This window comes from Reyranella sp., from assembly GCF_965228225.1.
Taxonomy (GTDB): domain Bacteria; phylum Pseudomonadota; class Alphaproteobacteria; order Reyranellales; family Reyranellaceae; genus Reyranella.
On record NZ_OZ245801.1, the window covers coordinates 5,824,430 to 5,850,953 of the forward strand.

The following is a 26,524-nucleotide window of genomic DNA, read 5'->3' on the forward strand; positions in this document are numbered from 1 at the left end:
AGCACCCATGGCTGTCATCGACCATGATGCCGCGCTGGCCAAGGCCGGCGCCAATGTAACGGGGTTCTGGAGCCAGGCCGGCTTCCTCGCCCGGCGCTATCCGCTCGGCGCGGTGGGCGCGATCCTCGTGTTGCTCTTCGTGGTGACGGCGCTGTTCGCCAACGTCATCGCGCCGCACGATCCGCTGTCGACCAACTCGCGCGCCTCGCTGGCCGCACCGGGCGGCACCTACTGGCTGGGCGCCGACTTCATGGGCCGCGACATGTTCAGCCGTATCGTCTATGGCGCGCGCATCTCGCTCGCCGTGGCCGTCGGCGCGACCCTGCTGGGCGGCATCCTGGGCGTGCTGATCGGCTTGCTGTCCGGCTTCGTCGGCGGCTGGATCGATCTCGCGACCCAGCGCGTGATGGACATCATGCAGTCGCTGCCGCTGCTGGTGATGGCCCTTGTCATGGCGGCGTCTCTCGGACCGTCGCTCGAGAACACGATCATCGCGATCGCGATCCCGCTGGTCCCCAGCGTGGCGCGCGTGGTGCGGTCGAGCACCCTGTCGCTGCGCGAACAGCCCTTCGTCGAGGCCGCCCGGGCCATCGGCATGGGCGAGATGCGCATCGCCCTCCGGCACGTCCTGCCCAACACGCTGGCGCCGCTGATCGTCCTCGGCACGGCCCAGCTCGGTTCGGCCATCCTGACGGAGGCGTCGCTTTCCTTCCTGGGCCTCGGCATTCCCGAGCCCTATCCGTCATGGGGCCGCATGCTCTCGGAATCGGCGGCGGAATATGTCCGCACGGCGCCGTGGCTCGTGATCTTCCCCGGTGTCGCCATCAGCCTCACGGTGTTCGGCACCAACCTGCTGGGCGACGCCCTGCGTGACATCCTCGACCCGAGACAGCGTACATGAGTTCTCTTCTGGAAGTGTCTGATCTCGGCACGTGGTTCTACACGCGCCAGGGAATCGTCAAGGCGGTCGACGGCGTCGACTTCGAGGTCGCCGCCGGTGAAACCCTGGCCATCGTCGGTGAGTCCGGCTGCGGCAAGAGCATGACCGCGCTCTCGCTGATGCGGCTGATCCCCGATCCACCGGGGCGCATCGTGTCGGGCTCGATCAAGCTCGCCGGTCGCGACCTGCTCAAGATCTCCGAGGAGGAGATGCGCGACGTGCGCGGCAACGAGATCTCGATGATCTTCCAGGAGCCGATGACGTCGCTCAATCCGGTGATGACGATCGGCAAGCAGATCTCCGAGGCGCTCATCCTGCACCGCGACATGGACCGCAAGCAGGCGATGAAGCGCGCGATCGAGATGCTGGACCTGGTCCGCATCCCCGAGCCTACGCAGCGCGCGAAGGAGTACCCGCACCAGCTCTCGGGCGGCATGCGCCAGCGCGCGATGATCGCCATGGCGCTGGCCTGCAATCCGAAAGTGCTGATCGCCGACGAGCCGACGACCGCGCTCGACGTCACCATCCAGGCGCAGATCCTCGAGCTGATCGTCGAGCTGCAGCGCGAGTTCAGCGCGGCGGTCCTCCTGATCACCCACGATCTCGGCGTCGTCGCCGAGACCGCGCATCGGGTCATCGTCATGTATGCCGGCCGCAAGGTCGAGGAAGCGACCGTGGGCGAGCTGTTCGCCAGGCCGCTCCACCCCTACACGGTCGGCCTGATGAATTCGATCCCGCGCCTCGACCTGATGCGCGGGCAGACCGATCGCACCAACGAGCGCCTTCAGGAAATTCCCGGCATCGTGCCGCCGCTGTTCGACCTGCCACCCGGGTGCGCCTTCGCGCCCCGCTGCAGCAGGGCGGACGAGAAGTGTCGCACCGAACGTCCGGCTTACGAGGAGAAGCAGCCCGGTCACTGGGCCGCCTGCTGGCACACACATGGTTAGCGCAAATCCCCCCGTCATCGAGGTCAAGGACCTCAAGAAGCACTTCCCGGTGAAGAAGGGCCTGCTGCGCCGCACGGTCGGCCAGGTCTATGCCGTGGACGGTGTCACCTTCACCGTGCGCGCCGGAGAGACCCTCGGGCTCGTGGGTGAGTCGGGCTGTGGCAAGACCACGGCCGGCCGCGCCGCCATGCGCCTGGTCGAGCCGACCTCGGGCTCGATCAAGGTCGAGGGCAAGGAGATCATGGGCCTGTCGAAGGCCGAGCTGCGCCCCTACCGGCGGGAGATGCAGATCATCTTCCAGGATCCGTTCTCGTCCCTGAACCCGCGCATGACGGCGGGCGACATCGTGGGCGAGCCGCTGCTGGTCCACGGCGTGGCCAATGCCAAGGAGCGCCAGGAGCAGGTGTCCGCGCTGTTCGCGCGGGTCGGCCTTCGCCCGGCCCAGATGAAGAATTACCCGCACCAGTTCTCGGGCGGTCAGCGTCAGCGCATCGGCATTGCCCGTGCGCTGGCGCTGGGGCCGAAGCTGATCGTGGGGGACGAGCCTGTCTCGGCGCTCGACGTTTCGATCCAGGCGCAGGTCATCAACCTCCTGATGGAGCTGCAGGCGGAGCGCCGGCTCTCCTACCTGTTCATCTCGCACAACCTCGCGGTGGTGGAGCATATCAGCCACCAGATCGCGGTCATGTATCTCGGCCGCATCGTCGAATATGCCGACACGCGGTCGATCTTCACCAACGCCCAGCACCCCTACACGGAGGCCCTGCTGGCCGCCGTCCCGGTGCCCGACCCGGCCATCAAGCGCAAGAAGATCGTGCTCCAGGGCGATGTGCCCAGCCCCGTGAAACCACCATCGGGCTGCCATTTCCACACGCGCTGCCCCTACGCCGTGGATCGCTGCAAGGTGGAGTCGCCACCGCTGCGCGAAATCGCACCGGGGCATCACGTTTCCTGCCATCTGCGCTAGACTGTCTCCCGAAAAGGGAGACAGAAACGCCATGGCCAATTGGGATTACATCATCGTGGGCGGCGGGTCCGCCGGCTGCGTGCTGGCCAATCGCCTGACCGAGGATGCCAACGTCAAGGTCCTGCTGCTGGAAGCTGGGCCGCGCGACAAGTCGATGTGGATCGACATACCCGCGGGCTTCACGCGGCTGCTGAACCACGACAAGTTCAACTGGAACTTCCAGATGGAGCCGGAAGAGGGCATGGCCGGGCGCAGCATCCCCTGTCCGCGCGGCCGCACGCTGGGAGGATCGAGTTCGATCAACGGCATGCTCTACGTGCGCGGCCAGCCGCTCGACTACGATACCTGGGCGCAGTTCGGCAACCGCGGCTGGTCCTATTCGCAGGTCCTGCCCTACTTCAAGAAGTCCGAGAATTACGAGCCGGGCGGCGACGACAGCCGCGGCCGCGGCGGTCCGCTGAACGTCGCGCAGATGTGCGACACCCACGAACTGTGCGATGCCTTCATCGACGCGGCCGAAGCCAGCGGCTATCCGAAGAATGCCGACTACAACAACGGCAACCAGGAGGGCTTCGGCTACTTCCAGGTGACGATGAAGAACGGCAAGCGCCAGTCGACGGCGCGCGCCTTCCTCGATCCCATCCGCTCGCGCCCCAACCTCACCATCGAGACCGACGCGCTGGTCAACAATCTGATCCTCGAGGGCAAGCGCTGCGTCGGCGTCTCCTACAGCGTGCACGGCCAGGCGAAGGAGGCCCGCTGCGGCCGCGAGGTCATCGTCTCGTGCGGCGCCGTGCAGTCGCCCGGCGTGCTCGAGCATTCCGGCATCGGCCAGCCCGAGCTTCTGCGCAGCCACGGCATCGAGGTGAAGCACGAGCTGAAAGGCGTCGGCGAGAACTATGGCGACCACTTCGCGCCACGCATGAACTGGCGCGTGAAGCTGCCGATCACGCTGAACGAGCGCACGCGCGGCATCAACCTCATGAAGGAAGTGGTGCGCTACTACACGACGGGCCGCGGCGCGCTCGCGCTCACCGCCGGCGTCGTCTACGGCTTCGTGCGCACGCGGCCGGGCCTCGAGTCCCCCGACATGCAGTTCCACATGGCGCATGCCAGCTACGATACGGCGCAGAAGCGCGATCTCGAGCGCGAGCCCGGCATGACGGTGGTCATCGGCCAGTGCCGGCCCGACTCGCGCGGCTCGATCCACATCAAGTCGGCAATCCCGGGCAGCGCACCGGCCATCCGGCCGAACTTCCTGTCGGCTCAGATCGACCGCGACGCCACGGTCGCCGGCATGCAGATCGCCCGCAAGATCGTCTCGCATCCGTCGATGGCGAAGTACATCGCCTTCGAGAACAATCCCGGCGACAAGGTTCAGAGCTATGACGAGTGGCTGAGCTTCGCCCGCGGCAACGGTCAGACGACCTATCACGTCATCGGCACCTGCAAGATGGGCTCGGATCCGATGGCCGTGGTCGATGACCGGCTGCGGGTTCACGGAATCGCCGGGCTGCGGGTGATCGATGCCTCGATCATGCCGACCGTGCCCTCGGGGAACACCAATGCGCCCACGATCATGGTTGCCGAGAAGGGCGCGGACATGATCAAAGAGGATGCAAAGGCGGGCCTTCGGGCCGCCGCCTGAGGGAAACAGTGGGGGACGTGATGAAGCCTGTGAGGTCCATTCTCGCCATCCTGGCGATCGGGGGGCTGTTGGCGGCCTGTCACGGCTACGATCCCAAGACCGAGTCGAAGCGCGACATGCTGGCCGATTCCGGCTTCAAGGTCGTGTCGCTGAAGACGCCGGGCCAAGCGGCTTCGTTCAAGAAGCTGCCGCCGCACAAGCTCGTCCGCAAGACCTACAATGGCAAGCCGGTGTGGGTGTACGCCGACCCGACCATGTGCGGCTGCCTCTACATGGGCAGCCAGGACAACTACAACGCCTATATCAAGGAGGCGTCGAAGCAGATGATGACGACGGCGATGCGCGCCAACTTCGCCGACGACCCTTATAGCCCGACCGGCATGGACAACGCCGTCGACAGCGACTGGGATTGGGGCGAGTGGGGCAATCCCGGCTACTACGGCCTCAATTACTGAGGGCAAACCGACATCGAAACGCCCGGCGGAGCGATCCGCCGGGCGTTTTTCTTTTGGGCGGGCGCGAGAAGCTACTTCGGCTGCGTCGCCGGCACGCCGAGCGAGAGCATCAGGCGGTTGGCCCAGTTGAAGAACGAAGCTGCCCCGATCAGGTCGGCGATGGCGGCATCGTCGAGGCCGACGGCGCGCAGGCGCGTGACATGCTCCGCGCCGAAGGTCAGCGGCAGGGCGGTCAGCGCCACCGAGGCGGCGACGATCGCTTCCCACCGCTCATCGAGTTTGGCCTCGACGCCTTCGTCGAGCAGGCGCTGCACGTCGTCGACCCGCTTGGAGTAGGTCGCGGCGAAGCGGGCATGGACGGAGGCGCAGTAGATGCAGCCGTTCAGGCGCGACGTCGCCGCCGCCGCCAGCTCGCGCTCGGCGCGCGGCAGCCCGGCCTCGGGATTGTAGAAGATGTCCTTGTCTGTCCGCGTGCGCGCTTCCAGCACGTCGGGATCGCGTGCCAGCAGCCGGAAGTAGGGCGACTTCACGCGCGCCGCGTCGACCAGGCTCCTGATGTGGTGCTCGGTCATGTCGACTTCGGCCATCGGCTCGAGCCAGGGCAGCCAGTCGAGCATGTCGCGGGTGAAGACCACCGGCTCGGTGTGCGGCGGCGGCGTCAGGGTCTTGTCGGTGCTCATAGGGTGCTCGCGAGGACGCCCAGGCCGGCCACGACCCGGATCTGGTAGGACAGGAAGGAGACGAGCTGGGAGACCGTCACGATGTCGTCGGTCGACCAGCCGGCGTCGAGCAGCGACTGCAGCGATGCCGCCGATGAATCGCGCGGATGGAACACCAGCATGTGCGTATGCTCGAAGGCGGCGGCAAGGCGCGGGCCGAGGGCTGCCCGTCCGGCGTCGCTCACCTTCCAGGACGGACCCGGCGCATCCTCGACCGAAAGCGGGCCCTTGGGAAAGTGGCCATAGGGACCCTTCGTCCTGGCGGTCGCGACCTCGGCTGCGATGGCGGTGCGCAGAGCGGCGGTAAGCTTGGCCGCATAGTAGGCATCCGTCTTCGCCTCGCCGTGCAGGCCCGCGACGAAGGACGCGAGGGCGTGGCGCTCCTCGGCGCTGACGCCACCCGGCTCCTTGGGCTCGAAGAGGGAGGTGTAGCTCGCCTGCGCGTGCTTGCGCGCCTCGGAGCGCTGGGCGCGGATCGCGTCCAGCTTCGAGCCCGGTGCGATGCCCACCAGGCTGTCGATCACGTCTGTCATGCGACTTGTCTCGTCCCCGCTTTGACTTCCGGCGCCCAGCCCAATGCGGGCGCCACCTTGCCGGCAAACAACTCGATAGACCGCAGGATATATGGGTGCGGTGGATCGATCGAGTGAACCTGCATCGTGAGATCGGTCGAACGTTGCAGGGTGGAGTCGGCCTGCAGCGACGCGATCACCTCGTCGGGCGTGCCGATATGCACGTCCATGGCCCTGATCAGGTCGCCGACCAGGCTGCCCGAGCTGAAGTTGCCGGTGGCCGCCAGCCGGTGACGCATGCGCGACAGGCCGATCTCGGCCAGCCGCATTGCCTCCTTGTGGTCGTCGGCCACGAAGATGGTGCGCGAGGCCAGGATGCGCGGCTCGACGCCCTTGGGCAGCGCCTCGAGATAGGCGTCGAGCATCGGGTTCTGGATGTCGGCCAGCGAAGACTGCGGCGCTTCGGGAGGGCGGGGCTGGGTACGCGACAGCATCAGCCCGTCGCCCGCCAGGCCGGCGCGGCGCGCGCCCGACACGGTGAAGGTCGCCTGCCAGATGCGGTCGACCAGGCTCGGGCTCGACGGATAGAGCTTGTCGCCGCCGGGCAGAGTGCCGCCCGACCACGCGGTCTTGAGCAGGGCGAGATTGTTGTCGAACAGCGCGTGCCGCTGGTCGCTTTCGAGGCCGAAGGCGGTGAAGGCCGAGAGGTTGCCGCCCGGTCCGACGCCGACTTCGAGGCGGCCCTCGCTCATCAGGTCGGTGACGGCGGCATCCTCGGCGACGCGGATCGGCAGTTCCAGCGGCAGGGTGACGATGCCGGTGCCGAGCCGGATGCGCGACGTATGGGCCGCGGCGTGCGCCAGGAACACGAAGGGGGCAGGCAGGCCGCCCTCACCTTCATGAAAATGGTGCTGGGCGATCCAGGCCGAATCGAAGCCGCACTTCTCGGCCTGCACGATCTGCTGGGTGGCCAGCCGGTAGCGTTCGGCCGCGTCCACCTGGTCGAGCAGGCGGGTGAAGAAGCCGAGGCGCTTGATGGGAAACGTGGTCATGGGCTCAACCTTGGGGGAAGTTCGGGTGGAACGGCAAGCACCGGCACGCCAGGCACCGGCAGGCCGCGGCCGGGGATGGCGTCGATCAGCTCACGCGTATAGGCGCTGTCGGGCCGGCCGAAGACGGTCTCGATCGGACCGCCATCCACCTGCCGTCCCTTGTGCATGACCGACACGGTGTCCGAGATCTGCCGGACCACGGCGAGGTCGTGGGAGACGAACAGGTAGGTGAGGCCCAGCGTCTTCTGCAGTTCGTCGAGCAGCGACAGGATCTGCGCCTGCACCGTGACGTCGAGGGCGGAGACTGCCTCGTCGAGCACCAGCACGCGCGGGTCGAGAACCAGCGCCCGGGCGATCGCCACGCGTTGCCGCTGGCCGCCCGACAGAGCGCGCGGATGGCGCTCGAGGAAGTTCTCGGAAAGTCCGACCCTGGCCAGCATGTCGCGCACCTTGGGGGCACGGTCGGCGGCGGGGATCGGCTCGAAATTGAGCAGAGGTTCCTCGACGATGCGGGCGATGGTCTGGCGGGGATCGAGCGAACCGAAGGGGTTCTGGTAGACGAGCTGGATGTGCTTGCGGAACTGCCGCAGCTTCTCGCCCTTCAGGGTGGTGAGATCGACTCCGTCGACCAGAATGCGCCCGGCCGTCGGCTTGATGAAGCCGACGACGCTGCGAATGGCGGTCGTCTTGCCTGAACCCGATTCGCCCACGATGGCGTGGGTGGTGCCGCGCCGGACCTTGAAGGACAGGTCGTCGACCGCGCGGAACGACTTGGCCTCGCCGCCGCTCACTGGGAAATCGTGCGTGAGGCCCGTCACCTCGATGGCGAAGTCCTGGCTCTCGATCCCGGGCCGTGCCGGGCGCGGTTTGCCGAGCGACGGCGCATCGGCCAGCAGGCGGCGCGTATAGGCGCTGCGCGGGGCCGCGAGCATGTCCTTCACGGGTCCCTGTTCCTGGATGCGCCCGTTCTGCAGCACGACGAGGCGATCGGCACGGTCGGCGGCGACACCGAGATCGTGCGTCACCAGCAGGACCGCCGTGCCGCTCTCGCGGCGCAATTCGTCGATCAGGTCGAGGATGCGCCGTTGCACGGTGACATCGAGCGCGCTGGTCGGCTCGTCGGCCACGATCAGCGCCGGATTGAGGGCGACGGCGATGGCGATCAGCACGCGCTGCTTCATGCCGCCGGAGAGTTCGTGCGGATACTGACGCGCGCGCATCTCGGCCGGCGTCAGGCCGACCCGCTCCAGCAACTCGATCACTCGCGCGTGGATTGCCTTGCGGTCGCCGCGCTTGTGGATCTGCAGCACCTCGGCGAGCTGCGAGCCGATGGTGCGCACCGGATTGAGCGAGCTGCCGGGATCCTGCGGGATCAGGCTGACGACGGCGCCGCGGATGGAATCCAGCCGCTTCTGCGACCAGTGCGTGATGTCTGTGCCGTTGAGGCGGATGGTGCCGCTCTCGACCCGGCCGTTGCCCGCCAGCAGCCCGAGCGTTGCCTGGGCCGTCGTGGTCTTGCCGGAACCGGATTCGCCCACCAGCGCCACCACTTCGCCCGGCGCCACGCTGAAGGAGACGCCGTGCACGACGCGTTGTTCGCGGTCGCCCGTCTTGTAGGCAATCGCCAGGTCTTCGACCTGGAGGATGGGGGTGACGGTCATGGCGCGGTCCTGCCCAGCGCCTTGCTGATGCGGTCGGCGGAGAGCACGACCAGCACGACGACGAGGCCGGGCGCTGCGGTGAGCCACCAGGCACGCGACAGGTAGTTGCGGCCCTCGGCGATGAGCAGGCCCCATTCCGGCGTCGGCGGTGGTGCGCCGTAGCCCAGGAAGCCCAGCGTCGAGATGGCGAGGATGGCCGAGCCGAACTGCAGGGCGGCCAAAGCGATCACCGAGGTGAGCGAATTGGGCAGGACATGGCGGTAGAGCACGGCCCAGAAGGTGCCGCCGCTGCCGTACGCCGCCTCGACATATTCGCTGCGCCGCACCCGCATGACCTCGGAACGCGCCAGCCGGGCGAAGCGGGCGATCGCCACCGCGCCGACCGCGACGGCAACGTTGATCGTACCGAAGCCCAGCAGCACGATGATACTGAGCGACAGGAGCAGCGAGGGCACGGCGAGCATCGAATCGACCAGTCGCATGATCACCGCGTCGATCCAGCCCCCTCGCGCCCCGGCGATCAGCCCGAGCAGGGTGCCGAGGATCAACCCCACGGTGACGGCGACGAAGGCGCCGGACAGCGAGTGGCGGGCGCCATAGACGATGCGGGCATAGACGTCGCGACCCAGCCCGTCGGTTCCCAGGACATGCTCGGCGCTGGGCGGCCGGAGCTGCTCGCCCGGTACGCCTTCGGTGCCGCTGTAGACGGTGAAAAGGGACGGCAGGGCCGCCCACGTGAGCACGATCAACACAACGGCCCAGGCCAGAGCCAACGTTACCGGCACGCGCTTGAACCGTGTGGTCCAGCGGGCAGGAGTGTCGGCCATCGAGCCGCTTGCGGTTTCTGCGGTCATGTCGCGGCTCCCACCTTGGTGCCAAGCCGGGGGTCGAGCACCGGATAGAGCAGGTCGACGATCAGGTTGATGGTGACGAAGGCGAGGGCGGAGATCACGACGATGGCCTGCAGCACCGCCGTGTCATGATTGCCCACGGCCTGGTAGGTGAGCCCGCCGAGGCCGCTGAGGCCAAACACCGCCTCGGTGACGACGGCACCGGCCAGCAGCTCGCCGAACAGGACGCCGGCGATGGTCAGTGTCGGCATGATGGCGTTGCGCGCCACGTGCCGCCACAGGACCCAGTTGCGCGAGGCGCCCTTGGCGCGGGCGACGGCGACGAAGGGCTGCGCCAGCACCTGGTCGATGTTGCGCATCAGGATCTGCGCCAGCGGCGCGGAGATCGGAATGGCGAGCGTCAGGACCGGCAGGACCAGCCGCTCGACCGGGCCGGGACTGATGACCGAGACGAGGCCGAGCTGAAACGAGAAGATCTGGATCAGCATGATGCCGAGCCAGAAGACCGGCACGGAGATGAACAGCGACGGCAGGGCCTGCAGCCCGGCGCGCAGCCATTCCATGCCCACCATGTTCGAGACGGTGGCCAGGATGATGGTCAGGATCAGGGCTGCGACGAAGGCCAGCGACGCAAGCAGCAGGGTCGGCGGCAGGTTGGTCGCGAGCTGTTGGCTCACCGGCACGCCGGCCTGGATCGAGATGCCGAAATTGCCGGTGAGGAAGTTGCCGACGGTCGTGAAATAGCGCTCCCACAGCGGCCGGTCCGCGCCGTAGGAAGCGCGGATCTCGGCGATCTGATCGGCCGAGAGACCCATGTCGGGGCTCATGAACTTGATCATGATCGCATCGCCCGGCAGCACCTGCAGCAGGAGGAAGGCGGCTGTGAAGGTGAGCGCCAGAACGGCCAGGGCCTGCCCGACCCGTCCCAGGAGGTAGCGCGCCATGATCTCCCTGCGCCTACTTCGCGATCCAGGTGGCGTAGAAGCTCGGGCGACCCACGGCCTCGAAGGTGAAGTCCTTGACCTTCGGTGACGCGGCGAAGGCCTGCGGCTCCTCGAAGATCGGGATCACGTATCCCTGGTCGATCACATAGGCCTGCACTTCGCCCACCAGCGCGATGCGCTTCACGGGATCGGTCGCGGCGGCGATGTCCTCGAGCAGCGTGTTGAGCTTCTCGTCGACGAAGGTCTGGACCTTGTTGCTGACGCCGCCCTTCTGCAGAAGGATGTTGCGCGTCGTCGGATAGTACTGGCTGCGGATGACGTCGGGATCAGCGCGGCCGACCATGGCCGGGGCGACGGGCGTCTTCAGCGGGTCGAGACTGTCGGCGACGCGGCTGCCGGCATCGCCCGCCAGCACGTTCAGCTTGACGCCGACCTTGGCCCATTGCTGGGCAACCAGTTGCAGAGTCTCCTTGTTCTGCGGCTGCGGCGGCGATTCGTAGGCCTGGAGCACCAGCTCCTTGCCGTCCTTCTGGCGCAGGCCCTTCGGGCCGATCGTCCAGCCGGCTTCGTCGAGCAGCTTGGCAGCCAGTGCCGGGTCGTAGGCAAGCTTGGCCGACTGATCGACATAGCCCTGGGCGGTCGAGGCGATGATCGACTTGGCCTGCGGATAGTTGGCCGAGAACAGCGTCGCCACGATCTCCTTGGTGTTGGTGGCGTGCAGCAGCGCCTTGCGCACGCGGATGTCGGAGACCAGGGGATTGTCGGGGCGGAACACGACCGTGTTGTTCACGCCGCGCGTGGACGCTGCATAGATGACGAAGCCCTTCGACTGGACCTGCTTCTCGTCATAGGCCTGGACCTGGCGGATGACGTTGGCCTGGCCGGCCAGCAGGGCGCCGATGCGCACGCTGTCCTCGGGCGTCACGACGTACTTGATGCCGTCGAGGTTGGCGCGGCCCTGATGGGCGAGCTTGGTGGGACCCCACTTATAGTCCTTGCGCGCCTCCATCACGAGCTCACGGCCGAGCACTTCGCTCTTAACGACGAACGGGCCCGAGCCGATGATCTTGGTGGCGTCGCCCAGCGCGTCGAACGGCAGCGCCAGCGTCTTCAGCGACACCAGCCCGGAGCCGATCACCGACGTGCCCTGCAGGAAGCCGACCGAGGGCTTGGTGAAGAAGAACTTGACGGTCAGCGGATCGACGACCTCGCTGCCCTTGTAGTTGGTGATGACCTCGGAAACCGGCTGCTTCAGCGTCTTGTTGCCCAGCCCGTAGGTGTCGAAGTTCTTCGCGACGGCCGCGGCGTCGAGCGGCGTGCCGTCGGAGAAGGTGACGCCCGGCCGGATCTTGAAGGTGTATTCGGTGGCGTCGGCGTTGACCGTCCAGCTCTCGGCGATCCACGGCTCGATCTCGAGCGTCTTCGGATTCTGGTAAGTGAGCTTGTCGGTGATCTGGTTGAGCACCCCGCCATTGGGATAGAAGCCCCCGGCCGGCGGGTAGAGATTCGTGTGCGGCTGCTGCTCCAGATAGATCAGCGTCCCGCCCTTGGTGACCGCGGTTTGGGCCGCTGCACTTCCCGCAAGGACGGCGATGGATGCGAGCGACGCGAACGCGCCGGCCAGAAACCGCTGGTACTTCATCTGAATCACGACAACCCCCTCGAGCCTTTAGGGCACGGGAATCGCCATGCAGAATTTAGGCCGAATCTCGCCGTGCGAGCAGGATATATGGCCGTGGGGTTCCGGCAATTACACAGAGCAGATTGTCAAAATAGGCGGCGCGACGGAGCAGGACTTGCTGCCTGCCCCGTCGGGAGAAGGAAAATTATCCGCCGAGCAGAGCGGCGGACGGCGCCAGCTCCTTGCGCTCCACCTTCTTCACGATCTCGGTGAGCCTGGCATGGGTCGGCGCCTTGACGCCGATATAGTCGCCGCGCTCGGCGATGTAGCCATTCATGAACTCGATCTCGGTGCGGCGGCCCTTGATGATGTCCTGCGCCATCGAGGGGCGCTGGATGTCGGCGCGCGGATTGGGGTTGGTATTGGAGCCGGGCCGCAGGATCGCCTCGACTTCGTCGAGGGCCGCCTTGTCGTCCTCCGACGCGCGGGCCAGCAGTTCGGGCTCGAACTTGCCGATCTTCTCGATGTGGTAGCCCAGCGCCTGGCCCACCCGCACGGCCTCGCCGCCCAGCTTGATCGAGAAGCGGCGCACCGCGTCGTTACGGTCGCAGTCGGTGCCGGTCATGCCGGTGGCCGCCGAGACGCCGTTCTTCATGCCGTTCTGGCAGAGCTTGGACCAGCGCTCGCCCCACAGGTTGGTCGTGGTCTTGGCGCTGTCGATCATGCCGACCATCTCGCGCAGTTCCTCGACCCGCTTGGTGATGCGGCCATGGACCTCGCCGACGCGGAAGACGGTGTGCTTGTCGCCGCCCTTGGAGACGGTGCGGCGGATCTTGCCGGCTTCGTACATGTCGACCGAGATCAGCGAAGCGACCATGCCGACCGTCTTGCCCCAGCCGACGACACCGGCGATGCGCTCCTCGTTCAGGCAGTTCTGCAGCGACACGACGTAGCCGTCCGGCGCCAGATACTGCTTGATCAGCGCCGTCGCCCATTCGGTGTCGTAGGACTTCATCGACACGAAGGCGATGTCGATCGGCTTCTGGCGCGACAGGTCCTGCATCTCCGTGAGATGCATGGTCTTGGCCTTGGTGACCGTGAACTTCTCTTCCGGCGTCACGCCGTCGAGTTCGAGCCCGTTCTTGCGGATGGTCTCGATGTTCTCCGGCCAGAAATCGATCAGGGTGACGTCGAGACCCGCTTGCGCGAGATAGCCGCCGACATAGCCGCCCAACGCTCCCGTGCCGACGACTGCGATTCTCTTGCCCATCCTGATCTCCTTTGAAGCTGTTCGTTAAGGTGCGACGCGCGGCTCTTTGCGCGCGCGGTCGAGATAGCGTTCGGCGTCCTCGGCCAGCAGCAGCCGGTCGGCCATTAGTTGCGTGACGACCGCCTGGACCCTGGCCACGTAGTAGGCACCGCTCCTGTAGCGCTCGGCGATCGAGAGGCGCGGATCGCCCGTGGCTTCCCTCGCGGCCTTGTCGAGTGGAAACGGCAGGCAGCTGCCGTCGCGGTCGGCGATCTCGCCGGCGGGGTAGGGCGCCTTGTATTCGTTCCAGCCCGTATAGGTGGCGAGTGGCACGGCGATGTCGGGCAGGCGGATGCCGGCGACCTCGTTGCCGTCGGCGTCGACCTTGCTGACCAGCGTGAGATAGGTCTTGTCGGAAGCGACGGGCTTCACCCAATCGCCCGGCGGCGCCACGGTGTTGGTGGTGCGCACGATCGCGGCGCCTGGCACGGCGGGAAAGCCGGTCTTGTCGGGCTCGACCAATGTGCCGGCAGCCAGCGTCGGAACGCGGCTGGGCGGCGGTTCCTTGCCCGAAACGACCCAGTCGTCGAGCGCGACCAGCAGAGCGCGAACCGCCGGCATCGGATTGTGCGGGTTGCGCGGATTGAGGTTCGGACCGGGATCGGTCGTGGCGCCGGCGCGGCCGCCATGCTGTGTCCCTGCGATCATGTAGACGCGGGAGTTCTGCGGCAGGGTCACGTCTTTCGTGCCCAGCGGATCAGTGTGCAGCAGCGAGGCGCCCTTCTGCCAGTATTCGGTCGAGGTGTTGGTCTCGATCAGCAGCGGATCGCTGTCGTCGCCGCGGAACAGCGAGCCGCTTTTGCCGGTCAGAGGATCGTCTAGCGCAGCCGTCGAGAACGGAAACTCGTTCTCGGGGAAGCCGTGATCCTCGTGCTGGGTGTTGGTGCGTGCCGGCTGGGCGAACGGCGTGTTGAAGAACACGCGGCCGACGCCCGCGATGTGGCTATGGATGCCGTCGAACACGCGGCGTCCCTGTTCGTCGCGGTTGAAGCCTTCCGAGATGTGATTGCGCAGGTAGCGGCCGGCCTGGGAGAAGCCGATGGCCAGCGCATGCGTCATGGGCCGGCCCGTGGCCTTCATCGAATCGGGCGAGTGGCGCAGCCAGCTCACCACGTCGCGCGTCGCCGCGAAGCCCAGGCCCTGGACCTTGGGGTTCTTCGCTTCATAGTGGAATTCGTAGAGGAAGCCGGGCTTCGCCTGCGTGCCCTCGCGCAGCCTGATCGAGCGGGCGTCGACGAACGACCATTGGTTCAGCGGCAGTTCGCGCGGCTCGTCGTCGGCGCGTTCGCGCACGGTGAGGCGCGCGCGAGGCTGTTCGAGCGTGGCGGCCTCGTGCGAGAGTTTGAATGCTTCCAGCACGCCGACGCGCGTTCCCGAGACCCATTCCTCGCGAACCGTCTGCACGATCGGCTGGCCGTTGTCGGTCGCGACCGGCGCCGTCAAAGCGAGGCCCATGTTGGCGCGCGGCGCATCGGGATCCCAGCCCGACCAGACGATCGTGTACCCGAGGCGCAGCGGAAAGGCATTGCCGAGATCGGCCACGGCCTTCGGATCGTTCACGCCCTGCGGGCCGTCGGCGATGTTGCCGAAAAGCATCTTTCGGCCGCGATTGTTCACTTCGTAGAGGATGCGCCCATTGCCGCGTGTAGGGTCCTTGGGCCGCAGGATGAAGACGCTGGTCGCGTACTCGACCTTGCCGGCGGCGTTGCGCGGTGCCTTGTCGATCAGGGCGATGCCGCGGTTGGCGGGCGACGTCGGATCGACCTCGCCGCGCGCGACGGCGATGACCCGCTCATAGGCGCCGGCCTCGCCGAACGCGGCGCCGTCGGCGAGCGGTTCGACCTTCTCGATCTCGAGCGAGAGAAGCACTAGGCCCTGGCTTCCGCCTGGACCTCTTCCGCCGGGAAGTTCAGCTCCACGCCGACGCCGTCGGGATCGTAGAGGAAAATCTGGGCCGCGCCGGTGCGCGGCACGATCTGCTCGCGGAACTTCACGTTCTTCGACTGCAGGCGCTTGCGCACGCCGGGCAGGTCGCTGGCGGCGAAGGCGATATGGTCGAATCGGCCGGTGTCGTCGAATTTCTTCTCGGTGCCGCGTACGATGATGCCTTCGCGTGGCTTGCGCTCACCCAGCAGGTGCACCGTGGCCACGCCGCCGGAATAGAGCCAGTAGCCGGGGAAGCCGAGCGGCGGGCGGTCGCCATTCTCGAGACCCAGCACGTCGCAATAGAAATCCTTGGTGGCTTCGAGGTCGGAGGGCTCGATCGTGTAGTGCTGAAGGGGGCCAAGCGGCATGGTCGGTCTCCGGGGGGCGGTTCAGACGAAGGTGAGGTCGGCGTCGGCACCCATCATCCAGGCGCCCACGGTCTCGAAATGGGAAAGCCGGCCCTGCAATTGCTGGGTCACGGTGTGGATGTCGCGGAACCGCCGCTCCAGCGGATGGTTCTCGAAGATCGCCGTGGCGCCCGCCGCATTGTAGGCGAAGTCGACGGCGTCCTTGGCCCTGTGGATGGCGTTCGTCGCGGCCATGCGGATGGTAATTCGCTGCTCGACGGTGATCTTGTTGCCGGCCGAGAGGTCTTTCCAGATGCCGGCCATAGACTGCAGCACGAAGGCGCGCGAGGCGCGGAGATTGACCTCGGCCTGAGCCAGGTTCGATTGCACCACGGCATTGTCGCGCAGCGGGCTCTTCAGCCCGCGCGGGACCTTGTTGCGCGCGACGTCGAGGAAGGAGTCGAGTGCACCGCGGGCGATGCCGCAGGCCACGGCAGCAAAACCGACCTGATAGCAGGTGCCGGCGCCCATCCTGTAGAGCGGCCCGCTTTCGCGGCATTCGAGCTCGAAGTCGCGCGTGATCGAATGGTCGGCGCGCACGAAGAAATCGGTGAGCGCAAACTGGTCGCTTGCCGTGCCGCGCAAGCCCACCGTGTTCCAGATGTCGGTCCACTGAACGTCGCCGGTGCGCACCAGCATGGTGCGCTCCTGCTGCCGGCCCGTGTCGTCCAGGCGCGGCGAGCCGTCCGCCTTGAAGATCGGGCAGTGGGCGCCCAGCCAGGTGGCATGGCGGCCGCCCGAGGCGAAGGCCCAGACGCCCGTCACCATGTAACCGCCCTCGCATTCGATCGCCTTGACCCTGGGGCCCGGACCCCAAGCCAGCACGGCGCGCGGATCGTCGCCGAAGATCGCGCGGGCGACCGGCAGGTCGAGATAGGCCGCCGACATGGCGCAGCCGCCGGCCTGGCTCAGGCACCAGGCGGTGGAAGCGTCACCTCGGGCGATCGTCTCGATCACATGGAAGAACGTCACGGGATCGGTCTCGATCCCGTTCGACGTTCTCGGCAGGAGCAGGCGGAACAGCCGCGCCGCGTGGAGCTTGTCGAGAAGCGCCGGCGGCAGCCGGCGCGTCTCCTCGATCTCGCTGGAAGCGGCCTCGACGGCCGGGCGAACGGCCTCGGCACGGGAGATGACGGCGGGGTCGCCGGCGAGATCGGCGGTGGACGGGATCAGCGTATCCACGATCATCCTCTTCGAAAATGCGTGTGCATCAGGCGGGAGCCAGTTCCCTGTCGATCTGCGCGATCGACTTGCCCTTGGTTTCCATCCCGAAGAAATAATAGACCACCCCGGCCATCAGGAACCAGCAGCCGAGATAGAGAAAGGCGGTCGGAATCTCGGGCAGCGGCACGTCGGGCTTCAGGTAGTTGTTCGACCCGACGATCAGCGCGAGGCCGAGCGGCCCGATGATCTTTCCGATGCCCCCGAACCCGTAGGCCGAACCCATGCCGGTGGTCCGGAGGTGGGATGGCCAGACTTCGGCCGCATAGGGACCCACGATCGCGAAGCCGCCATCGGCAAAGAAGAAGGCCAGGGCCAGGATCAGCCACAGGGCCGACATGCCCATGATCGTCGCATCGTAGTTGTAGCCTGCGAGGATGATGAGCACCCCCGCACCCAGCCCGATCAGTCCGCCGCCCGCCCGCCGTCCGATCTTGTCCGACAGGTAGGAGAAGGACAGGCGGCCGAGGAAGCCCATGACGGTGAGCAAGATCATCATCTTGGCGGCTTCCTGCGGCGTCACCTTCAGGAGCAGCACGAACAGCGAGGGCGCCCACAAGGTGACGCCGTAAACGCCTGTCTGCGCCCCGGCATTGCCGAGCCACGAAACCAGCAGGCTGCGCGGATACTTGAAGAGTTCGAACCAGTTGGCCTTGGGTGGTTCGACGATCGGCGCCCTCGGGAGAGGCAGCTCCTCGGGCTTCATCTGCAGCGCCCACGCCAGCGACGTGCGGGCCTCCTCGTAGCGGCCCTGGCGTACGAGCCAGACCGGCGATTCCGGTACCCACAGGCGAACCAGCAGGACCACGAGCGACGGCAGCACACCGATGGCGAACAGCAGGCGCCACTGATCGGCGCCCATGAAAGCGCCCAGCACCGCACCCAGGCCGACGCCGAGCGGGATCACGCAGGTGACGAGACCGCCCACCCAGCCGCGCTTGCGCGCCGGCACGAATTCCTGGACCAGCGGGAGGTCGACGCAATAGAGGCCGCCGACGCCGAAGCCCACGAAGAAGCGCATGATGGTGATGTAGATCCAGCCGTTCTCCGGCGTGAAGTAGAGCAGGCCGGTGGCGATCGAGAAGTTCAGCACCGTGCCGATGAACACCTTGCGGCGGCCGATGCGGTCGGCGAGCCAGCCCCAGATGTAGGCGCCGAGGATGGCGCCGACGCCCGACGACAGCAGCACGATGGCCGACTGTCCGAAAGTGAGCTTCCAGGGGCCGATCAGGAACGCGAGGACGAAACCGATCAGGAAGTAGTCGAAGAATTCGAGTGCGTCGCCGATCACCGCCGCGGCGATGATCTTCTTCTGGTTGCCGGTCAGTCTGGTCTGCCGGTCGAGAACGTCGAACATGGCATTTCCCCCGTGCGCTTTTGTTTGGGGCGCCTGTCGCGCACTCTTCAGTGCGTCCCTGCCGTCACGCTACGCCCCGGTCCGAGCGACCGGCAAGACGGCGGCCTCTGTCCTGTTTGCCCGTCGAAATGCATCGCTGCATGGCAGCCTCCTCCTTTGCTAAAGAGAAGGGGACATTGGGGGAGATCGTCATGCATTGGACCGACCGCCGGACACGTTTCCGGGCGCTGCTCGCGGGCGAGCGCTGCATCCATCCGGGCTCGGTGTTCGACCCGATCTCCGCGCGCATTGCCGAGGATCTCGGCTTCGAGATCGGCATGTTCGCGGGGTCCGTCGCCTCCATGACCGTGCTGGGCGCCCCCGACCTCATCGTGCTCACCTTGAGCGAGTTCGCAGGACAGGCCTACCGCATCAACCGGGCGGGCGGCCTGCCGCTCATGGTCGATGCCGACCATGGCTACGGCAATGCGCTGAATGCCCGCCGCACCGTCGAGGAACTCGAGACTGCCGGCGTCTGTGGCCTCAGCCTCGAAGATACCGATCTGCCGACGCCCTACGGCACCACCGCGCCGCGGCTGATCTCGATCGACGAAGGCGTCGCCAAGATGAAGGCGGCGCTCGGCGGGCGGCAGGACCCGGCACTCTGCATTGCCGGCCGCACCAGCGCGATCTCCATGACCGGGCTCGAGGATGCGATCGCCCGCGGCAAGGCGTACGAGGCCGCCGGCGTCGATGCCTTGTTCTTCGTCGGCGTCCGCACCCGCGCCGAACTCGACGCGATCTCGGAAGCGACGACTCTGCCGATTATTCTCGGTGGCGTGTCGGGCGACCTCACCGATCTCGCCTATCTCGGTGCGCGCCGCGTCCGCCTCGCCCTGCAGGGCCACCAGCCCTTCGCCGCGGCCGTGAAAGCCGTGTACGACACGCTGAAGGCGCTGCGCGACGGCACGCAGCCTTCGAAGCTGCAGGGCGTGGCCAGTCCGGAACTGATGAAGAAGGTCACGCGCGACGCCGACTATGCGCGCTGGACGAAGGACTTCCTGGGCTAGGGCCGAGTAGGACGCGCGCGTCAGCCCGTGGGAACAAGCGTGACGGCGACCCCGTAGGAATGGGAGTCGCCGCCCAGGATGACGCCGCGCAGCGGACTCACGTCGGAGAAGTCGCGACCCCAGGCCACGGCGACGTGATCCTCATGCGCGATCAGGTCGTTCGTTGGGTCGAGATGAATCCAGCCTGTCTCCCCGCCGCACCACACGGCCACCCAGGCGTGGCTGGCATCGGCGCCGCGCAGGGCGAGTTCGTCCCTCGAGTGGATCGTGCGGATGTATCCGGAGACGTAGCCCGCCGCGAGACCGTGGGCGCGCAGGGCCGCGATCTGCACATGGGCGAAATCCTGGCAGACGCCGGCCTTGCCGGCGAAGACATCGGCGAGCGGCGTCGAGATGTCGGTGGCACCGGGATGATACTCGAAGTCGGCCTTGATGCGCGACGTCAGTTCCCGCGCGGCCTCGAGGATGGGACGTCCGGGCGTGAAGGACTGCGCGCCATAGGCCCGTAACGCCTCGACGCTCGGCACGAGTGGCGACTCGTGGGTGAACTCGCTGGCCTCGACGGGCTTGGGGAATCCGTTCCCGAGAAGCGCGGCCCTGATGTCTTCCCAGGCCGGTGTCGAGCCGGCCGCCGGCGGATCGGGAAAGCACACGTCGACTTCGGCCCGCACCTCGATGTCGAAGCGCGTGTGCGGCTTCTCGATGCGGTAGATGTCGATGAGGTTGCCGAAATGGTCGACATGCTGGACGGCGAGTGCCGGCGCCGGGTTGGTGTCGATGCTGATCGCGGCGACCTTCTGGCCGGGGAAATTGCGGGCGCGCAGGTGCGCGATGTGGTGCGCCGAATCGACCGTGCTGGCGTAGGTGTAGGTCGTGCGGTGCGAGAGCAGGTACTGCATGCTCAGTCTCCGCCCGAGGAGCCGACGGCCTGGGCTGCCGGAACGTGGGAGAAGTAGGCGCGCGTGATCGCCTCGGAGAGCTTGTCGAGCTGCTGTTCCATGTCGGACGCGACGTCGCGCAGCATGGCCAGCGCCAGCCCCTCGTGGCGCCACGCCTGCTCGTCGCCGTTGAACTGACGGACGACGGCTTCCAGGTCCACTTCCAGAGAATCGGGCAGCGCAGCCACCCGGACGCCCGACGCGCGTGCCAGGTAGTCGAGATGGCCCTTGATGGTGCGCAACTGGAAAATCAGGCCACGTGGATTGGCGTCGTCGAGGATGACCAGGTCGAGCACGGGTGCCGGCTGCAGCTGCCCGAGATAACGCGTGCGATAGGTGATGGTGCTGTCGCACAGTTCGAGCGCCAGCCGCATCGCGGCGTACCAGTCGATTGGAGACTGGGTGAAGGGCCCGAGCGCCCCGGTCAGCACGTGTAGCGCGCGTTCGATGCGGCGGCCGAGATCGAGGAATCGCCAGCCGGTCCCGCGCGTCATGTTCTCCTGTGCCAGACCCGAGAGGGTGGCGACGAAGCGCACGATCTCGTCCAGGGCGGCGAGCAGCGGGTCGAGGTTGCCGCGCGCCGCCAGCAGGCGTTTGCGGACCTCGACCATTTCCGGGCCGGCGGCCGTCGTCATGTCGACGGAAAAGCGGTCGCGCATGGTGGCGGTGAGCCGCTGGATGCCGTCGAGCACGGTGGCGAGGCCGCGATCGTCGGCCGCGACGGCTGCCAGGCCCTGCTGGAACAGGGCGCTCTCGGGCGGAGCCAGGGCCGACGTGTGATCCATCAGGTTTGCCGTGTCGAGCAACCGGCCGAGCAATCTGAGCTCGATGGCGTCGCGCGGGCCCACGGCGCCCTGCGCGACGCGCGCGGCCGTGGTGCGCAGGAGACGCGCATCGTTGTCGAGGCGTTCGATGTAGCGGCCGAGCCAGAAGAGATTGTCCGCGACCCGGCTCTGCAGGTCGGCGGTGCCGCGTTCGACGGCCAGCTGGTGAAAGCGCCGGGTGGTCGGCAGCTGCACGTCGGCCGCGTCCTCGGCCAACACCCAGACGTCCTTCAGCGTGCCGTGCAGGCGGTTCAACGAACGCAGGGCGGTGTCGCCATCGGGCTCGCGCGCGAGGCCGCCCGGCAGCACGTGATACGTATCGTGGTCGGCGACGACGAAGGCGCGCAGCACGACGGCGGACGGTACCAGCGACTGCCCGTCCCACTTCGGCGTGAGCGACGGGGTCATGGGATACTGGGCGACGAACTGACCGGGCTGGGCGCGAATGCGGTCGACCAGCGCCGCGCGCTCGGCCGGTTCCAGCATGCCCACGACGATGGGCTCGCGGTCCTGGCCGAGGCAGGGGCGTACGATCATAAGGTCGAGATTGGCCAGGGCGAAGCTCAGCGCCGCCGACTCGCCCAGCCACCAGACGTCGAGCGACGGCATCCGCAGCTTCTCGCCCAGCAGGTGTTCGCTCAGCCGCTCCAGAAACGGCATGAGGGCCGGAGTCTCGACCACCCCCGATCCCAGCGCATTGGCGAGCGAGATTTTGCCGTTGCGCGTGGCTTCCACCAGGCCGGTAACGCCCAGCGCGGAATCGGCACGCATTTCCAGCGGGTCGGTGAAGGCGCTGTCGAGGCGCCGCAGCAGCACGTGCACGGGCCGCAGGCCGGCGAGCGTCTTGATCGAGACCTGGCCGTCGCGCGCGACCATGTCGCCGCCCTCGACCAGCGGGACGCCGAGCACGCGCGACAGATAGACGTGCTCGAAATAGGTGGCCGACAGCGAGCCCGGCGTCAGAACCGCCATGTTGGGCTGCGACACGGCGGCCGGCGCCATCGATCGCAGCGATTCGTGCCAGCGATCGACGAAGGGCCGCAGGTGGCGGACGGGAATGGAACGGAAGGCCTCGGGCAGGCTGCGCGCCAGCACGCGCCGCATTTCGAGAGCGTAACCCACGCCCGCCGGCAACTCGGTATGGTCGGCCAGGACGTGCCAGCGGCCGCTGCTCAGGCGCACCAGATCGACCGCATAGTTGCCGAGGAATCGCCTAGGCGCGACGCCGTCGGTGACCCGGGCAGGCCGCAGGAAATGCCGGTTGGCATGAACCAGCATCGGCGGAAGCAGCTGCTCTTTCAGCAGTGTCTGCGGGCCGTAGACATCGGCCAGCACGCGGTCGAGCAGCGTGGCGCGCTGGATCAGGCCCGCTTCTATGCCTGCCCATTCGTCGGGCGTGATCACCATCGGCAGCGGATCGAAGGTCCAGCGGGCTGCCCCGCGATCGTCCAGGAGGTTGACGGTGGCGCCCGATTCCTCGAGCTGCCGGCGTGCGCTCTCGACCCGTTCGCCGAGCCCATTGGGCAGCGAGCGGATGACGCTCAGGATGCCTTGCCAGTGATAGCGGATCGACTTCTGGCCGGTGACCAGTTCGTCGTACGCGCTCGCCGGCGAGGAAGAGAGGCCGCGCAACGACTCCATGGGCCCGGAAACAGAAGTGAAAACGAACGGTTGGACTGCCTGTGAGGCGGGCGACTATAGGCCCTGGGCCCGCCGCAGGTCGAGCGTCAGCGGATGCTCGGGATTGTCGAGCGGCCGCGGTTCCGGAGAGGGTCCGCCGGTGTGTCCGATGGCGAAGAAGCGGGCCCGGCGGCGCGCTTCGGCCTCGTTGGCATTGACAGGCACGCGATCGTAGTTGCGGCCGCCCGGATGGGCCACGTGATACGTGCAGCCGCCGATCGAGCGGCCGCTCCACGTATCGTGGATGTCGAAGGTGAGGGGCGCGTGTACGCCGATGGTCGGGTGCAACGAGTTCGCCGCCGCCCACGCGCGATACCGTACACCCGCAACGTATTCACCGGCCGTGCCGGTTGCGCGCAGCGGCAGTTTCCAGCCATTGCAGGCGATGACATGGCGCTGATCGTTCAGACCGGCGACCTTGACCTGCAGTCGTTCCACCGTGGAATCGACATAGCGCACCGTGCCGCCGCCACCCGGCTCCTCGCCCAGCACGTGCCACGGTTCCAGCGCGTGGCGAAGCTCGAGTTCGAGCCCCCGCTGCGCCACTTCGCCCAGTCTTGGGAAGCGGAACTCGAAATGCGGCGCGAACCACTCCGGTGAGAAGGCGTAACCAGCCTCGCCGAGGTCGGACAGCACGTCGTTGAAGTCCTGCCAAACGAAATGCGGCAGCATGAAATCGTCGTGCAGGCGTGTGCCCCAGCGGCTGAGCGGCCGCTCGTAGGGATGGTCCCAGAATTTGGCGACCAGGCCGCGTAGCAGCGCCTGCTGCGCCACGCTCATGCGCCAGTGCGGCGGCATCTCGAAAGCACGAAGTTCCAGCAGCCCGCGGCGACCGGCGGCGGCATCCGGCGTGAACAGTTTGTCGATGCAGAATTCGGTGCGATGGGCATTGCCCGTCGCGTCGACCAGCAGGTTGCGGAACACGCGGTCGACCAGCCAGGGCGGCGTCTGCCGTCCCGGCGCGATCTGGCGGAAGGCGATCTCCAGCTCGTGCAGCGCGTCGTTGCGCGCTTCGTCCACGCGCGGATGCTGGCTGGTCGGGCCGATGAACAGGCCCGAAAAGAGATACGAGAGCGACGGATGGTTCAGCCAGTATCCCAGCAGGCTCTTCAGGAGGTCGGGCCGTCGCAGCATCGGCGAGTCGGCAGCCGTCGGCCCGCCCAGCACGAAATGGTTGCCGCCACCGGTGCCGGTGTGGCGCCCGTCGATCATGAACTTCTGTGCGCCGAGCCGGGTCGTGCGCGCTTCCTCGTAGACGATCTCGGTGCGCTCGACGAGATCGGTCCACGTCGCGGAGGGATGAATGTTGACCTCGATCACGCCGGGATCGGGCGTGACGCTGAAGTTCAGGACGCGTGGATCGTTGGGCGGTGTGTAGCCCTCGATGAAGATCGGCTGGCCGACCTCCTCGGCCGTATCCTCGAGCGCCGTCACCAGGTCGAGATAATCCTCCATCCGCTCGGTCGGCGGCATGAAGACGTGGAGATGGCCGTCGCGCGGCTCGAAGGCCATCGCGGTGCGCACGATGCCGGCGGCGGACGCGCCGACGGCGGGCCCGAGGCCCGTGTTGGGCGCCAGCGCCCGCCGCCACGCTTCGCGGCGCGCTTCGACATCGCCGGCCGTATCGGCGGCAAGGCCCGGCTCCTGGCGGCGGAGCACCGGCGCGCGACGGAACGCATCGAGCGGCGGCAGGTCGGGATGTGGCGCCATCGGGTCGGGCTGGACGATGACGTCGGTGTCGCCGGGCGCCGCCCAAGGCAGGGAATCGAGTGGCAGGCGGTAGCCGATCGCGGAGTCGCCGGGGATCAGGTAGCACTTCTCGGAGCGCAGGAACCACGGACCGCTCTTCCAGCGCGGCGCATGCCCATGCCCGTTACCGCGCCCGTTGTGGTCGCGCCCATTGTGATCCCGAATGACCGGCAGCACGTAGCCGACCGAGCTTTCGAGCCCTTTCTCGAAGACGCGCGCCAGACGCTCGCGCTCCAGCGGGTCCTTGACCTTGGCTTGGTCGACGAGAACGTTGCTGGGCAGGCGCCGTTCGCGCCACAGATAGTACCAGGTGTCCTCGTAGGCCGGGAAAAGATAGTCGGGGTCGAGCTGCAGGCGCTGCGCGAAGGCGAGCGCAAAGCGGTGCGCGGCCTCGACGGTGGCGCCGACCGGCTTGGACTCCAGCGCATAGAGCTGCGGGTTGCGCCAGATCGGCTCGCCGTCCTTGCGCCAGTAGCAGCCGAGCGCCCAGCGCGGCAGCTGCTCGCCGGGGTACCATTTGCCCTGACCGAAATGCAGCAGCGGTCCCGTCGCGAAACGGTGCGCGAGCTTGCGGAACAGCACGCCGGCCAGCCGCCGCTTCTCGGGGCCGAGCGCCAACGTGTTCCATTCCGGCCCGTCCATGTCGTCGACCGACACGAAGGTCGGCTCGCCGCCCATGGTGAGGCGCACGTCGTGCTTGCCGATATCGCGTTCGATCGCTTCACCCACTTTGAGCAGCGTGGCCCACTGCTCCTCGGTGTAGGGCTTGGTGGTACGCGGCGTCTCGCGGACGCGGGCCACGGTCATCGCGTGCTCGAACTCGACTTCGGCCTTCTCGATCGCGCCTTCGATCGGCGCCGCACTCGACGGCTCGGGCGTGCAGGCGAGCGGGATATGACCTTCGCCGGTCAGCAGGCCGGAGGTTGGATCGAGCCCGATCCAGCCGGCGCCCGGCAGATAGACCTCGCACCAGGCATGGAGGTCGGTGAAATCGTGCGTCGGTCCTGCCGGCCCGTCGAGCGGCTTCTCGTCGGCCACGAGCTGGATCAGGTAACCCGAGGCGAACCGCGCGGCGAAACCCAGATGGCGCAGGATCATGACCAGCAGCCAGCCGGTGTCGCGGCACGATCCCTTGGCGCTGGCGAGGGTCTCCTCGCAGCTCTGCACGCCCGGCTCCATGCGGACGATGTAGCCGATCTCGCTTTGCAGGCGCGCGTTCAGGCCGACGATGAAATCGATGGTGCGCTGTTCCTTGCGCTCGACCGTGGCGAGCCAGGCCGACAATTTCGGCCCCAGCGGCTCCAGCTTGCGGAACGGCGCGATCTCCTCGGCCAGCGATGCGTCGTAGGCGAAGGGCCATGTCTCGGCGGAGGGTTCGAGGAAGAAATCGAAGGGATTGATGACCGACATGTCGGCCACCAGGTCGACCGTGACCTCGAAAATGTCGGTCTTCTCGGGAAAGACCAGCCGGGCGAGGTGATTTCCCTGCGGATCCTGCTGCCAGTTGATGAAATGCTGGGCCGGGGTGACCTTCAGCGAATAGGAAATGACGGGGGTCCGGCTGTGAGGGGCCGGACGCAGACGCACGATCTGCGGCCCCAGTTCGATGGCTCGGTCGTACCGATAGGTCGTCCGATGATGCAGCGCGACGTGGATGCTCATGACGGCCTGCTGTTTCGCTCCGAAGACAGACTAAGCAAGTCACATGCCACTAAGCAAGGAAGTGGCGCTATGCTCCTGTCATGAT

21 protein-coding genes are annotated in these 26,524 nt (G+C 67.2%); 6 read left to right on the forward strand and 15 right to left on the reverse strand.

The annotated features are described in order from the left end of the window. Positions 1 to 7 precede the first annotated feature (7 nt). Genes ACO07K_RS28270 through ACO07K_RS28290 form a run of 5 tightly spaced genes read left to right on the forward strand, consistent with a single transcriptional unit; the run spans position 8 to position 4,957 of the window. Complete coding sequence (locus ACO07K_RS28270) at positions 8 to 901, forward strand: ABC transporter permease (RefSeq protein WP_422010073.1); 894 nt, start codon at positions 8 to 10, stop codon at positions 899 to 901. Beyond that, entirely contained in the window at positions 898 to 1,887 is a 990-nt protein-coding gene (locus ACO07K_RS28275) for an ABC transporter ATP-binding protein (RefSeq protein ID WP_422033743.1), read from the forward strand. Before ACO07K_RS28270 ends, ACO07K_RS28275 begins: the two co-directional genes overlap by 4 nt. Next, positions 1,880 to 2,854, forward strand: coding sequence for an ABC transporter ATP-binding protein (locus ACO07K_RS28280; RefSeq protein ID WP_422033744.1), 975 nt, complete (start codon positions 1,880 to 1,882; stop codon positions 2,852 to 2,854). The genes ACO07K_RS28275 and ACO07K_RS28280 overlap by 8 nt, the downstream gene beginning before the upstream one ends. Positions 2,855 to 2,885: 31 nt before the next feature. Then, on the forward strand, positions 2,886 to 4,502 hold the full coding sequence (locus tag ACO07K_RS28285) for a GMC family oxidoreductase (protein ID WP_422033745.1): 1,617 nt from the start codon (positions 2,886 to 2,888) through the stop codon (positions 4,500 to 4,502). Positions 4,503 to 4,522: 20 nt separating this feature from the next. Continuing rightward, the gene (locus ACO07K_RS28290; RefSeq protein ID WP_422033746.1) at positions 4,523 to 4,957 is read left to right on the forward strand and encodes a hypothetical protein; all 435 of its coding nucleotides are present in this window, start codon (positions 4,523 to 4,525) and stop codon (positions 4,955 to 4,957) included. 71 nt (positions 4,958 to 5,028) lie between these two features. Here ACO07K_RS28290 and ACO07K_RS28295 read toward each other — a convergent pair whose 3' ends face one another. The 12 genes from ACO07K_RS28295 to ACO07K_RS28350 all read right to left on the reverse strand — a co-directional run bounded on the left by ACO07K_RS28295 (position 5,029) and on the right by ACO07K_RS28350 (position 18,537). Then, positions 5,029 to 5,637 carry an alkylhydroperoxidase domain protein gene (locus tag ACO07K_RS28295; RefSeq protein ID WP_422033747.1) on the reverse strand — a complete coding sequence of 203 codons (609 nt, stop codon included), beginning with the start codon at positions 5,635 to 5,637 and terminating at the stop codon, positions 5,029 to 5,031. Next, the gene (locus ACO07K_RS28300; RefSeq protein ID WP_422033748.1) at positions 5,634 to 6,209 is read right to left on the reverse strand and encodes a CMD domain protein; all 576 of its coding nucleotides are present in this window, start codon (positions 6,207 to 6,209) and stop codon (positions 5,634 to 5,636) included. The genes ACO07K_RS28295 and ACO07K_RS28300 overlap by 4 nt, the downstream gene beginning before the upstream one ends. Then, positions 6,206 to 7,240: a putative FMN-dependent luciferase-like monooxygenase gene (locus ACO07K_RS28305; protein WP_422033749.1), complete on the reverse strand. Its 1,035-nt coding sequence runs from the start codon at positions 7,238 to 7,240 to the stop codon at positions 6,206 to 6,208. The genes ACO07K_RS28300 and ACO07K_RS28305 overlap by 4 nt, the downstream gene beginning before the upstream one ends. Beyond that, complete coding sequence (locus tag ACO07K_RS28310; protein WP_422033750.1) at positions 7,237 to 8,901, reverse strand: dipeptide ABC transporter ATP-binding protein; 1,665 nt, start codon at positions 8,899 to 8,901, stop codon at positions 7,237 to 7,239. The genes ACO07K_RS28305 and ACO07K_RS28310 overlap by 4 nt, the downstream gene beginning before the upstream one ends. Further along, complete coding sequence (locus tag ACO07K_RS28315; protein WP_422036717.1) at positions 8,898 to 9,728, reverse strand: ABC transporter permease; 831 nt, start codon at positions 9,726 to 9,728, stop codon at positions 8,898 to 8,900. Before ACO07K_RS28315 ends, ACO07K_RS28310 begins: the two co-directional genes overlap by 4 nt. Positions 9,729 to 9,751: 23 nt before the next feature. Next, a complete protein-coding gene (locus ACO07K_RS28320) occupies positions 9,752 to 10,696 on the reverse strand; it encodes an ABC transporter permease (RefSeq protein ID WP_422033751.1) in 945 nt (314 codons plus the stop codon). Between the two features lie 13 nt (positions 10,697 to 10,709). Beyond that, complete coding sequence (locus ACO07K_RS28325; protein ID WP_422036718.1) at positions 10,710 to 12,338, reverse strand: TIGR04028 family ABC transporter substrate-binding protein; 1,629 nt, start codon at positions 12,336 to 12,338, stop codon at positions 10,710 to 10,712. Positions 12,339 to 12,522: 184 nt separating this feature from the next. Next, the gene (locus ACO07K_RS28330; RefSeq protein WP_422033752.1) at positions 12,523 to 13,587 is read right to left on the reverse strand and encodes a ketopantoate reductase family protein; all 1,065 of its coding nucleotides are present in this window, start codon (positions 13,585 to 13,587) and stop codon (positions 12,523 to 12,525) included. Between the two features lie 24 nt (positions 13,588 to 13,611). Further along, on the reverse strand, positions 13,612 to 15,495 hold the full coding sequence (locus tag ACO07K_RS28335) for an alpha/beta hydrolase domain-containing protein (protein ID WP_422033753.1): 1,884 nt from the start codon (positions 15,493 to 15,495) through the stop codon (positions 13,612 to 13,614). Next, positions 15,495 to 15,920 (reverse strand): VOC family protein, encoded by a 426-nt coding sequence (locus ACO07K_RS28340; RefSeq protein WP_422033754.1) that lies wholly within the window; start codon positions 15,918 to 15,920, stop codon positions 15,495 to 15,497. The genes ACO07K_RS28335 and ACO07K_RS28340 overlap by 1 nt, the downstream gene beginning before the upstream one ends. A gap of 21 nt (positions 15,921 to 15,941) precedes the next feature. Continuing rightward, the gene (locus tag ACO07K_RS28345) at positions 15,942 to 17,141 is read right to left on the reverse strand and encodes an acyl-CoA dehydrogenase family protein (RefSeq protein ID WP_422033755.1); all 1,200 of its coding nucleotides are present in this window, start codon (positions 17,139 to 17,141) and stop codon (positions 15,942 to 15,944) included. 28 nt (positions 17,142 to 17,169) lie between these two features. Continuing rightward, the gene (locus ACO07K_RS28350; protein WP_422033756.1) at positions 17,170 to 18,537 is read right to left on the reverse strand and encodes an MFS transporter; all 1,368 of its coding nucleotides are present in this window, start codon (positions 18,535 to 18,537) and stop codon (positions 17,170 to 17,172) included. A gap of 191 nt (positions 18,538 to 18,728) precedes the next feature. On the opposite strand from ACO07K_RS28350, the gene ACO07K_RS28355 reads away from it, so the two are divergent. Beyond that, the gene (locus ACO07K_RS28355; protein ID WP_422033757.1) at positions 18,729 to 19,586 is read left to right on the forward strand and encodes an isocitrate lyase/PEP mutase family protein; all 858 of its coding nucleotides are present in this window, start codon (positions 18,729 to 18,731) and stop codon (positions 19,584 to 19,586) included. 20 nt (positions 19,587 to 19,606) lie between these two features. Here ACO07K_RS28355 and ACO07K_RS28360 read toward each other — a convergent pair whose 3' ends face one another. Genes ACO07K_RS28360 through ACO07K_RS28370 form a run of 3 tightly spaced genes read right to left on the reverse strand, consistent with a single transcriptional unit; the run spans position 19,607 to position 26,439 of the window. Continuing rightward, positions 19,607 to 20,485: a transglutaminase family protein gene (locus ACO07K_RS28360; RefSeq protein ID WP_422033758.1), complete on the reverse strand. Its 879-nt coding sequence runs from the start codon at positions 20,483 to 20,485 to the stop codon at positions 19,607 to 19,609. Between the two features lie 2 nt (positions 20,486 to 20,487). Continuing rightward, positions 20,488 to 22,989, reverse strand: coding sequence for a circularly permuted type 2 ATP-grasp protein (locus ACO07K_RS28365; protein WP_422033759.1), 2,502 nt, complete (start codon positions 22,987 to 22,989; stop codon positions 20,488 to 20,490). 54 nt (positions 22,990 to 23,043) lie between these two features. Then, positions 23,044 to 26,439 carry a DUF2126 domain-containing protein gene (locus ACO07K_RS28370; RefSeq protein WP_422033760.1) on the reverse strand — a complete coding sequence of 1,132 codons (3,396 nt, stop codon included), beginning with the start codon at positions 26,437 to 26,439 and terminating at the stop codon, positions 23,044 to 23,046. Between the last annotated feature and the right edge of the window lie 85 nt (positions 26,440 to 26,524).

What these genes read in the sequence shown, in the direction of transcription:
- ACO07K_RS28340 (WP_422033754.1), bottom strand. Translation starts at nt 15,920, where the DNA reads ATGCCGCTTGGCCCCCTTCAGCACTACACGATCGAGCCCTCCGACCTC.
- ACO07K_RS28300 (WP_422033748.1), bottom strand. Translation starts at nt 6,209, where the DNA reads ATGACAGACGTGATCGACAGCCTGGTGGGCATCGCACCGGGCTCGAAG.
- ACO07K_RS28290 (WP_422033746.1), top strand. Translation starts at nt 4,523, where the DNA reads ATGAAGCCTGTGAGGTCCATTCTCGCCATCCTGGCGATCGGGGGGCTG.
- ACO07K_RS28305 (WP_422033749.1), bottom strand. Translation starts at nt 7,240, where the DNA reads ATGACCACGTTTCCCATCAAGCGCCTCGGCTTCTTCACCCGCCTGCTC.
- ACO07K_RS28270 (WP_422010073.1), top strand. Translation starts at nt 8, where the DNA reads ATGGCTGTCATCGACCATGATGCCGCGCTGGCCAAGGCCGGCGCCAAT.
- ACO07K_RS28295 (WP_422033747.1), bottom strand. Translation starts at nt 5,637, where the DNA reads ATGAGCACCGACAAGACCCTGACGCCGCCGCCGCACACCGAGCCGGTG.
- ACO07K_RS28275 (WP_422033743.1), top strand. Translation starts at nt 898, where the DNA reads ATGAGTTCTCTTCTGGAAGTGTCTGATCTCGGCACGTGGTTCTACACG.
- ACO07K_RS28320 (WP_422033751.1), bottom strand. Translation starts at nt 10,696, where the DNA reads ATGGCGCGCTACCTCCTGGGACGGGTCGGGCAGGCCCTGGCCGTTCTG.
- ACO07K_RS28350 (WP_422033756.1), bottom strand. Translation starts at nt 18,537, where the DNA reads ATGTTCGACGTTCTCGACCGGCAGACCAGACTGACCGGCAACCAGAAG.
- ACO07K_RS28315 (WP_422036717.1), bottom strand. Translation starts at nt 9,728, where the DNA reads ATGGCCGACACTCCTGCCCGCTGGACCACACGGTTCAAGCGCGTGCCG.
- ACO07K_RS28325 (WP_422036718.1), bottom strand. Translation starts at nt 12,338, where the DNA reads ATGAAGTACCAGCGGTTTCTGGCCGGCGCGTTCGCGTCGCTCGCATCC.
- ACO07K_RS28330 (WP_422033752.1), bottom strand. Translation starts at nt 13,587, where the DNA reads ATGGGCAAGAGAATCGCAGTCGTCGGCACGGGAGCGTTGGGCGGCTAT.
- ACO07K_RS28365 (WP_422033759.1), bottom strand. Translation starts at nt 22,989, where the DNA reads ATGGAGTCGTTGCGCGGCCTCTCTTCCTCGCCGGCGAGCGCGTACGAC.
- ACO07K_RS28310 (WP_422033750.1), bottom strand. Translation starts at nt 8,901, where the DNA reads ATGACCGTCACCCCCATCCTCCAGGTCGAAGACCTGGCGATTGCCTAC.
- ACO07K_RS28285 (WP_422033745.1), top strand. Translation starts at nt 2,886, where the DNA reads ATGGCCAATTGGGATTACATCATCGTGGGCGGCGGGTCCGCCGGCTGC.
- ACO07K_RS28360 (WP_422033758.1), bottom strand. Translation starts at nt 20,485, where the DNA reads ATGCAGTACCTGCTCTCGCACCGCACGACCTACACCTACGCCAGCACG.
- ACO07K_RS28355 (WP_422033757.1), top strand. Translation starts at nt 18,729, where the DNA reads ATGCATTGGACCGACCGCCGGACACGTTTCCGGGCGCTGCTCGCGGGC.
- ACO07K_RS28280 (WP_422033744.1), top strand. Translation starts at nt 1,880, where the DNA reads ATGGTTAGCGCAAATCCCCCCGTCATCGAGGTCAAGGACCTCAAGAAG.
- ACO07K_RS28370 (WP_422033760.1), bottom strand. Translation starts at nt 26,439, where the DNA reads ATGAGCATCCACGTCGCGCTGCATCATCGGACGACCTATCGGTACGAC.